Source organism: Actinomycetota bacterium, assembly GCA_036280995.1.
In the GTDB taxonomy this organism is placed as follows: Bacteria; Actinomycetota; CALGFH01; order CALGFH01; family CALGFH01; genus CALGFH01.
The window spans coordinates 1-2,489 of sequence record DASUPQ010000437.1 but is presented as its reverse complement, the minus strand read 5'-3'; the positions used below and the strand labels follow the sequence as shown (position 1 = coordinate 2,489).

Below are 2,489 nucleotides of genomic sequence, written 5' to 3'. Positions count from 1 at the left end.
GCCTACCCGCGGACCGGCGGGCCCTACGCCTATAGCCGCAAGGCGTTCGGCGACTTCGTCGGCTTCCAGACGGCATGGGGCTACTGGATCGCCATCTGGGCCGGCAACGCGGCCATCGCGGTCGCCTTCGTCAGCTACCTGTCGGTCTTCTGGGGCGCCCTGGCCACCAACGCCCTGCTGGCGGCCGCGGTCGCGGTGGCCGCGATCTGGGCCCTCACCTTCGTCAACGCCCTGGGGGTGCGCCACGGCGGCTGGGTCCAGGCCGTGACCACCGTCCTCAAGCTGGTGCCGCTGCTGGCCATCGCCACCGTGGGGCTGCTGTTCTTTGACGGCGGCAACTTCGGGGCGTTCAACGCCGCCGGCGGGTCGGTGTTCGGCTCGGTCACCGCCGCCGCCGCCCTCACGCTGTGGGCGTTCATCGGCCTGGAGTCGGCCACCGTCCCGGCCGAGGACGTCACCGAGCCCAAGCGCACCATCCCACGCTCGACCGTCATCGGCACGCTGGTCACCGCCCTGGTGTACATCCTGGGGACGGTCGCGGTGATGGGCGTCATCCCGGCCGGGGTGCTCGCCGGCTCCAACGCCCCCTTCGCGGACGCGGCCGCCGAGATGTTCGGCGGCTGGGCCGGTGACGCGGTCGCCGTCGGCGCCATCGTCTCGGCCTTCGGCGCCCTCAACGGCTGGATCCTGTTGCAGGGCCAGATCCCGATGGCCGCCGCCCGCGACCGGCTGTTCCCGGCCGCCTTCGCCCGCACCGGCCGCAGCGGCGCACCCGTGCTCGGCCTGGTCACCTCCAGCGTGCTGGTGACCCTGCTGCTGGCCATGAACTACACCAAGAGCTTGGTGGAGCAGTTCACCTTCATCATCCTGCTGGCCACCCTGACCACCCTGGTGCCCTACGCCTACTCGGCCGCCGCCCAGCTCATGCTGTTGAAGACCGACCAAGCCCGGTTCTCGGGACGGCGGCTGGCCCGCGACGCGCTGGTCGCCCTGGGGGCCTTCGGCTATTCGCTGTGGGCGATCGCCGGGGCCGGCTACGAGGTCGTCTTCAAGGGGTTCCTGCTGCTGCTGGCCGGCATCCCGGTCTATGTGTGGCTGCGCTGGCGGGCGACCAGGGCACCGACCAGGGCCGAGCCCCTCACGGTCGAGGACCTGCTGCCACCGATCGCTGACAACCAGCCGGTCAGGCGCTGACCGGTCGGCCCGCGCCGACACCCCGCCGGCGCGGGCCACCATCCAGGAGGCGACGACCCATGCGGACGGTCGTCATCATGGGCGCCGGCGGGCGCGACTTCCACAACTTCAACACCGTCTTCCGCAACGACGCCGATACCCGGGTCGTCGCCTTCACCGCCACCCAGATCCCCGGGATCGCCGGCCGCACCTACCCGCCGGCGCTGGCCGGGAGCTCCTATCCGACCGGCATCCCCATCCGGCCCGAGGAGGAGCTGGCCGGCATCATCCGCGACCACCACGTGGACGAGGTGGTGCTGGCCTACTCGGACCTGTCGCACGAGGAGGTCATGCACAAGGCCTCGGCCGTGCTGGCCGGCGGGGCCGACTTCCGGCTGCTCGGCCCCCGGGCCACCATGTTGCGCAGCGCCAGACCGGTGGTCGCCATCTCCGCGGTCCGCACCGGCGCCGGCAAGAGCCAGACCAGCCGCCGGGTCGGCCGGCTGCTGCTGGACGCCGGCCTCCGGGTCGCGCTGGTCCGCCACCCGATGCCGTACGGCGACCTGGAGCGGATGCGGGTGCAGCGGTTCGCCACCCTTGCCGACATCGACGCCAGCAACCCGACCATCGAGGAACGCGAGGAGTACGAGGAGCCGGTCCGCCAGGGCATGGTCATGTACGCCGGCGTGGACTACCGCGGGATCATGTACCGGGCCGAGAACGAGGCCGATGTGATCGTCTGGGACGGCGGCAACAACGACTTCCCGTTCTTCGCCCCCGACCTGCATATCACCGTGGCCGACCCGCGGCGGCCCGGCCACGAGCTGCGCTACCACCCGGGCGAGACCAACCTGCGCATGGCCGACGTGGTGGTGATCAACAAGGTGGACAGCGCCGAACCGGCCGCCGTGGCCGCCGTCGCCGCCAACGTCGCCGCCACCAACCCCAGGGCGACCGTCATCCGGGCCGCGTCCCCGGTGACACTGGAGCCGGGACCGACCCTGGCCGGCGCCCGGGTTCTGGTCGTCGAGGACGGCCCGACCCTGACCCATGGCGGCATGCCGTATGGAGCGGGCACGGTCGCCGCCCGCCAGGCCGGGGCGACCAGCTTCGTCGATCCCCGGCCGTACGCCGTCGGCTCGATCGCCGAGACCTTCCGCGCCTACCCGGGCATCGGGCTGGTCCTGCCGGCCATGGGCTACGGGGGGCGCCAGATCGAGGAGCTGGCGGCCACCATCGACGCCGCCGACTGCGACGTGGTCGTGGCCGGTACCCCGATCGGCCTGCGCCGGGTCGTCGGCACCGCCCGCCCGGTC

General features: G+C 72.5%; 2 protein-coding genes. Both read left to right on the top strand.

Going from position 1 to position 2,489, the window contains the following annotated elements; genetic code table 11:
- Window positions 1–1,194 (top strand): amino acid permease (locus tag VF468_14625; GenBank protein HEX5879528.1); only part of this gene is annotated, 1,194 nt, incomplete at its 5' end.
- A 59-nt stretch (window positions 1,195–1,253) separates the two neighbouring features.
- On the top strand, window positions 1,254–2,489 hold a 1,236-nt coding region (locus VF468_14620), incomplete at its 3' end, for a GTP-binding protein (GenBank protein HEX5879527.1).